8 protein-coding genes are annotated in these 6592 nt (G+C 69.7%); all 8 read right to left on the bottom strand.

Going from position 1 to position 6592, the window contains the following annotated elements; genetic code table 11:
* Window positions 1–680, bottom strand: a 680-nt coding sequence (locus ABJF88_13915; protein MEP0548026.1) for a calcium/sodium antiporter, incomplete at its 3' end; no start/stop codon positions are given.
* Window positions 681–800: 120 nt separating this feature from the next.
* Window positions 801–2114: a dicarboxylate/amino acid:cation symporter gene (locus ABJF88_13910; GenBank protein MEP0548025.1), complete on the bottom strand. Its 1314-nt coding sequence runs from the start codon at window positions 2112–2114 to the stop codon at window positions 801–803.
* Entirely contained in the window at window positions 2111–2248 is a 138-nt protein-coding gene (locus tag ABJF88_13905; GenBank protein MEP0548024.1) for a hypothetical protein, read from the bottom strand. The genes ABJF88_13910 and ABJF88_13905 overlap by 4 nt, the downstream gene beginning before the upstream one ends.
* Window positions 2245–3879 (bottom strand): sodium-dependent transporter, encoded by a 1635-nt coding sequence (locus ABJF88_13900; protein ID MEP0548023.1) that lies wholly within the window; start codon window positions 3877–3879, stop codon window positions 2245–2247. The genes ABJF88_13905 and ABJF88_13900 overlap by 4 nt, the downstream gene beginning before the upstream one ends.
* Window positions 3876–4523 carry a DedA family protein gene (locus tag ABJF88_13895; GenBank protein ID MEP0548022.1) on the bottom strand — a complete coding sequence of 216 codons (648 nt, stop codon included), beginning with the start codon at window positions 4521–4523 and terminating at the stop codon, window positions 3876–3878. The genes ABJF88_13900 and ABJF88_13895 overlap by 4 nt, the downstream gene beginning before the upstream one ends.
* Window positions 4524–4554: 31 nt before the next feature.
* On the bottom strand, window positions 4555–4719 hold the full coding sequence (locus tag ABJF88_13890) for a hypothetical protein (protein ID MEP0548021.1): 165 nt from the start codon (window positions 4717–4719) through the stop codon (window positions 4555–4557).
* Window positions 4720–4745: 26 nt separating this feature from the next.
* Window positions 4746–4979, bottom strand: a complete 234-nt coding sequence (locus ABJF88_13885) for a hypothetical protein (protein MEP0548020.1) — start codon at window positions 4977–4979, stop codon at window positions 4746–4748.
* Window positions 4980–5225: 246 nt separating this feature from the next.
* Window positions 5226–6587 (bottom strand): sigma-54 dependent transcriptional regulator, encoded by a 1362-nt coding sequence (locus tag ABJF88_13880; GenBank protein ID MEP0548019.1) that lies wholly within the window; start codon window positions 6585–6587, stop codon window positions 5226–5228.
* Window positions 6588–6592: the final 5 nt, after the last annotated feature.

The following is a 6592-nucleotide window of genomic DNA, read 5'->3' as shown; positions in this document are numbered from 1 at the left end:
GACGTGGCGACCTCGGGGAGCGACGTGCCCGCGGCCACGATGGTGAGCCCGATGACGAGCTCGCTCACGCCGAGCGCCGTCGCCGTCGTCACCGCCGCATCGACGAGCCACCCAGCGCCGAGGACCAACAAGACCAGGCCGGCCCCGATGAGCGCGACGTTCAGAAGACGCGAGGGTCCGTCCTGCTTCGGCTCCGCCGCCTCGCCGCTCGCCGCCTTCGTCGCTGACTCCCGTCGACTCTGATAGATCAGAAAAAGCGTGTACGCGACGATCAGCCCGATCAGGAGCACGCCGTCGAGCCAACTGATGGACCCGTCGAGCGCAATAAGGAAGACGAGCACCGACGTCCCGATCATGAGGGGCACGTCGAGCCGCACGAGTTGATGCGCTACGACGAGCGGAGTGATGAGGGCGGAGACGCCGAGGATGAACAGCACGTTGAAGATGTTGCTCCCCACCACGTTCCCCACCGCGATATCGGCCTCGCCCGCGGCCGCAGCCCCGACGGTGACGGCGAGCTCCGGCGCGCTCGTGCCGAAGGCGACGACGGTGAGCCCGACGACGAGCGGCGAGATCCCCGCCGTGATCGCGAGGCGCGACGCCCCCCGCACCAGCAGTTCGGCCCCGGCGATGAGAAAAGCACCGCCGAAGACAAAGAGGAGAATCGTGGGTAGGGTCATGCCGTAAGGGGGATGAATGAGTGGCCACGCCCGCGAGCAGAGGCAATGAAGACGTGCACCGAGGGAACGCCTGCCTGAGGTTCTCCGATACAGGCGACCGTTGGGGAGGATCCGCCGCCGTCAGACCAGCACCGCGTCGTGCGCCGGGGCCTTCAGTGGGGCGTCGAGCTCCCCTTCCGACGCCGCGACGACGGTCGCGACGGCCGCGTCCCCCGTTACGTTCACGACGGTCCGGCACATGTCGAGCACCCGGTCCACGCCGAAGATGAGCGCGATGCCCTCGACCGGGATGCCCGCCGTCTGCAACACGATGACGAGCATCACGAGGCCCGCGCCCGGCACCGCCGCCGTCCCGATCGACGCCAGCGTGGCGGTGAGCACGATCGCGGCCTGGTCGGCGAGGCCGAGCGAGAGGCCGTAGACCTGCGCGATGAACACGGCGGCGACGCCCTGGTAGAGCGCCGTCCCGTCCATGTTGATCGTCGCGCCGAGCGGGAGCACGAACGCCGCCACGCGCTCGCTCACCCCCAGCTTCTCCTGCGTCGCCCGCAGCGTGAGCGGCAGCGTCGCCGCCGAACTCGACGATGAGAACGCGAGGAGTTGGACGTTCCGCAGCCCTCGGTAGAACCGGCCGAGGGACATCCGGCCCCGCGTCCCCAGCACCACGAGCGGCCCGTAGACGCCGAACGTGTGGAGCCCGAGCCCGAGCACGACGGCGAGCGAGTACCACCCGAGCGTGCCGAGAATCCCGAACCCGAACTCCGCCGTCACCGCCGCGATCAGGGCGAACACGCCGACCGGCGCCAGCCGCATCACCCCCTCGACGATTTTGATGAGGACATCCGTGAACCCATCGAAGAACTGGACCACGGGCGCGGCCTTCGCCGGGGCGACGCGGGTCAGCGCGAGGCCGACGATGAGCGCGAACACAACGATCTGGAGCATGTTGCCCGTCGCGAGGGCCTCGAACGGGTTCGTCGGGACGAGCGCGAGGAGCTGGTCCACGAACGACACCGCCTCGGCCCGCTCGATGCGGGCGGCGGCTTGCTCGCCGTAGCCCGCGAGAAGGCGGGCGCTGACCTCGGCCGGGAGCCCGACGCCGGGCTGGATGAGGTTGGCGAGCACGAGCCCGAGCGTGATGGCGACGGCCGTCGTCGCGAGATAGAGCCCGAGCGTCTTCCCGCCGATCCGCCCGAGCGCGTGCGGGTCCGTGATGGAAGCGGCTCCCGCGACGAGGCTCGCGAGGACGAGCGGCGCTGCGATCATCGTGATGAGCCGGATGAACAGCGTCCCGACCGGCTTGACGTACGCCGTCACGAGGCCCACGGCCGCCTCGCCGCCGAGCGCGCTCGCGAGCCCTCCCGCGACGGCGCCGAGCACCAGGCCGAGGAGGATTTTCGTGTGCAGCGAGAGGCCCTTTCGCTCTGTCGTCATCGTTGGAGACGGCCGTTCCGCTGGGCCGTCGAAGATTTCGGCTTCGGGCGGAGGACCCGCCAGAAGCTCCACGTCATCAGCCCGAGCACGAACACCCAGCTCGCGGCCATGAACACGAGTGCGCCCGTCGTCATGCCGGCACCTCCGCGCGGTGCGTTTCAGTCGGCGTATCCGGCTCAACCTCGGCGAAGCCGGCGCGGTCGTCGTAGCCGTTCCGCTTCCACGCGATGCGGATCAGCCACAGGAACCCGAGGCCGATGGCAACGAGCAGGGCGCGCGCGGCGACGACGTACGGCAGCGCCTCCTCCGTCACGGGCCCGCCGCCCGCCGCCTGCTCCAACATCAGAATCGGGAGCGCATCCGTCACGCCCCACCAACCGAGGATGAACAGGAGGTAGCACGGCGTCACGAACGTGACGATGAACTTGAACACGCGCGGGATGCGGATGTCCGCGCCCTCGTGGATCGAGCGCCACGCGTTATCCGGCCCGTACACCCACACGAACAGGATCACTTCGACGACGGCGAACACGACGAGGCCGAACGTCCCGGCCCAGTAGTCCCATTCGTCGAGGAAGCCGTACTCCAGCCAGATCACGTGCAGCAGGCCGAGGGTAAAGGCGACGGCGCCCAGCCCCCACGCCACGCGCTCGCGCTGCCAGCCGAACTCCTCGCGGAAGAACGCGAGGATTGGCGTCGCCATCGCGACACTCGACGTGATGCCGGCAAAGAAGAGGAGGCCGAACCACATGAATCCGAGGAGCGACCCGAGGGGGAGTTGCTGGAAGATGACCGGCATCGTGGCGAAGCCGAGGTTGAACGAGCCCGAGCCCGCGACGGCGACGGCCCCGCTGACGCCGAAGAACACGACGGCCGCCGGGATCGCGATCGTACCGCCAAGGACGACCTCGACGGCCTCGTTCGTCGACGCCGTCGCGAGGCCGTTGAGGGCGATATCGTCGCGCTTCGAGAGGTAGGAGGCGTAGGCCTGGAGCGTCCCCATCCCGACCGAGAGCGTGAAGAAGATCTGGCCTGCGGCGGCCAGCCACACGCTAGCGTCGGAGAGCCCAGCGAGGTTCGGGGTGTAGATGAACGCCAGCCCGTCGGCGGCCGTCTCGCCGCCCGGCCCCGGCGGCAGCATGAAGACAACGACGGCGAGCACGATCGCGAAGAGGAACAGCACCGGCATCCCGATCTTCGCCAGCCGCTCGATCCCGCCGGAGATCCCCTTCGAGACGACCCAGATGTTGACGAAGAGCGTGGCGGCGAAGAACGCGAACGGCATCCACGCCCCGTGCACGCGCGGCCCGTCGCCGACGCCCTGGAACGACTGGAGGTAGCCGATCATCGCCTCCTGCGTGGCCTGCCCCCAGTAGTTCTGCGTCAGCGAGAACCACGTGTAGGCGAGCGTCCAACTCTCGATGTACGTGTAGTAGATCAGCACGGCGAGCGGGATCACGAGGCCGAGCACGCCGAGGTACTTCGCCGCCGGGTGCTTCCACACCGCTGCGAACATGCCCGGGACGTGCCCCTTGCGGAAGCGGCCGCCGTGACGGCCGAGCCCCCACTCCACCCACATCAGCGGAATGCCCAGCAGCAGCAAGGCCACGAAGTAGGCGACCATGAACGAGCCGCCGCCGTTGAGGACGGCCTGGCGGGGGAACCGGAGGAAGTTGCCGAGCCCGACGGCGTTGCCCGCCATCGCGAGGATGAGCCCGACCCGGCTCCCCCACTGCTCCACGCTCTGGCGAGTAGATCCACTCATGCCGCCTCGCGCGATGCCGCCCGCACCGGGACCAGCCGGCCGAACGGAACCACCCGGACGAGCACCGGGAGAACCGAGAGCACGATGATCCCGAGCACGAAGAGGGTGAAGTGCTCCTGCACGAACGGCACCGCACCGAAGAAGTACCCGGCGTAGACGAACCCGCCGACCCACAGCCCGGCCCCGAGCAGGTTGTAGAGCGTGAACTTCCAGTACGACATCGCGCCCATCCCCGCGACGAACGGCGCGAGCGTGCGGACGATCGGGGCGAACCGGGCGAGCACGACGGCTTTCCCGCCGTGCCGGGCGAAGAATGCCTCGGTCCGCGCGAGGTGCTCCGGCCGCGCCCACCGATGCGCGGCGCGGCGTCCGACCCGCTTCCCGATGGCGTAGTTCACCGCGTCCCCGGCGACGGCAGCCACGAAGAGCAGCCGTGCAAGGAGGTCTATGTCAAGTCCGCCAAGCGCCGCGACGGCCCCCGCCGCGAACAGGAGCGAATCGCCCGGCAGGAACGGCGTCACCACCAGCCCGGTCTCGCAGAAGATCACGGCGAAGAGCACGAGGTAGGCCCACGGCCCGGCCGTATGGACGAGCAACGCGACGTGCGCGTCGAGGTGGAGCACGAGGTCCAGGAGTTCACCCATTAGCTACGGATCCGAAGGGTCGGCATCGCGGTCACGCAGCGAGGCGGCGAGCCCGCTTCGCCGCGGAGGGGGCGGGGTGGAGCGGATGCACCGCAGCGTTCGCCGAGCGAGGCCGCTCGGGGCGGACGAGACCGTAGACGATGGCGGCCGTGCAGACGCAGATCGCGGCTACGTAGAGGACGAGGAAGAGGCTCATGGAAATAGGGGCAGAGGTGGCTTGGCCTACATCGTCAGCAGCGCGTAACCCATCGCTGCGACGCCGAGGAGGGTGAGCAGCATGTACGCGACGAAGAAGTAGTGCGTGATGCGGTCCTCGCGCGCCTGCGCGGCGGCGCTGTCCTGCACCGCCGCGCGCGGGGCGGCCGAGAGCGCAGGAGTAATGTGGAACGGGTTGACCACCGATCCGCTGAGCGGGATGGCGGGGGCGTGCTTGGGGGTGGGGAGTCGCTTAGGCATGGTCGTGGAGCGGAGGGTGAGCCGCGACAGGCGGCTCGCTGCGGCCGTTCGAGCGGCCTCCCTCTCTATGCCAAAGCGTGTGCCAATCCGTTCGACATGCGTCCTAGCGCCTGGTATCGCCGTTTCTGGGCTCGCACGTGCCACGGCCCTCCCCGCCCACCTTGCACGATGCACGGTGCTCCTGCCCGACGTCCGCCGTTTGCGCCCCTCCATCGTGCAGGATGCAAGGCGGCCCGGGACGAGCCCTCAGCTGAGGTCGTACCGCTTCCGCTTCCGCCACAGCGTCGCCGGGTCGATCCCGAGTACGCGGGCGGCTTCCTCGTACCCGTCGCTCTGGGCCAGCACGCGGGCGATGTGGCGGCGCTCGACGTCTTCCAGCGTCAGAGAACCTTCAGCCTCTTCCGGCACCTCGCGCAGTTCCTCGGGCAAGTGACGGACTTCGACGGCGCCGCCGCGCGCGAGCAGCACGGCCCGCTCGACGACGTTCTCCAGCTCGCGGACGTTGCCCGGCCAGGCGTACGCCCGGAGCGCCCGCATCGCTTCGGCCCCGACCTCCGGCACCGCGTCGCCGTAGCGCTCGGCGGCCCGGGCGGCGAAGTGCGTCACGAGGAGGGGCACGTCGTCGGGGCGCTCGCGGAGTGGGGGGAGGCGGAGGCGGACGCCGTTCAGTCGGTAGTAGAGGTCTTCCCGAAATGTCCCCTCGCGCATGGCCGCCTCCAGGTTGCGGTTCGTCGCGGTGATCACGCGGACGTCGACTTTCCGGGGCTGGCTCTCCCCCACCCGCTCGAACGTCTTCTCCTGCAGCACGCGGAGGAGCTTGGCCTGAACGCTCGTCGGGATCTCTCCGATCTCGTCGAGGAAGAGCGTCCCGCCGTGGGCCGTCTCGAACCGGCCCTGCCGGTCCTTCATCGCCCCCGTAAACGCCCCTTTCGTGTGGCCGAACAACTCGCTCTCGAGGAGGCTCTCGGGGAGGGCCGCGCAGTTCACCTTGACGAGCGGCCCCTTCGCCCGCCCGCTCCGTGCGTGGACGAGCGCCGCGACGAGTTCCTTCCCCGTCCCGCTCTCCCCCTGGATGAGCACGGGGAGTGGGCTCTCAGCGACCCGTTCCGCGAGGTCGAGCGTTTCGCGGAACGCCGGGTCCCGCGTCACGATTGCGGTCCCGCTACGGTCGCTCGCGAGCTCTGCCCGGAGGCGGACCACCTCGCGGCGGAGCCGGCCGTGCTCGACGGCCCGCTCGGCCAGGAGGCGGAGTTCGTCGAGTTCGAACGGCTTGGCGAGGTAGTGGAACGCGCCCCGCTTCACGGCTTCGACGGCGGTTTCGACGGTCCCGTGCGCCGTCACGATCACGACGGGTGTCTCCGGCGCTCGCTCGCGGAGGTGGTCAAGAACCTCCAGCCCGTTCATCGGCCGCATCATGAGGTCCACGAGCGCGAGGTCGTAGCGGCCGGGCCCGCCCGCCGCGACCGCCGCCACCGCGTCCTGGGGCCGAGCGAACGCCTCGACGGCGTAGCCAAACGCACGGAGCGCCGCCTCGACCGTCTTCAGCACGTGCGGCTCGTCGTCGACGACGAGCACGGTTGGGGCGGCGGGTTCGGGGAGGGGCTCCATCAACA

The organism is Rhodothermales bacterium, assembly GCA_039944855.1.
GTDB lineage: Bacteria > Bacteroidota > Rhodothermia > Rhodothermales > JANQRZ01 > JBBSMX01.
The sequence above is the reverse complement of the archived record's forward strand: the minus strand, read 5'-3'. Positions and strand labels throughout refer to the sequence as shown.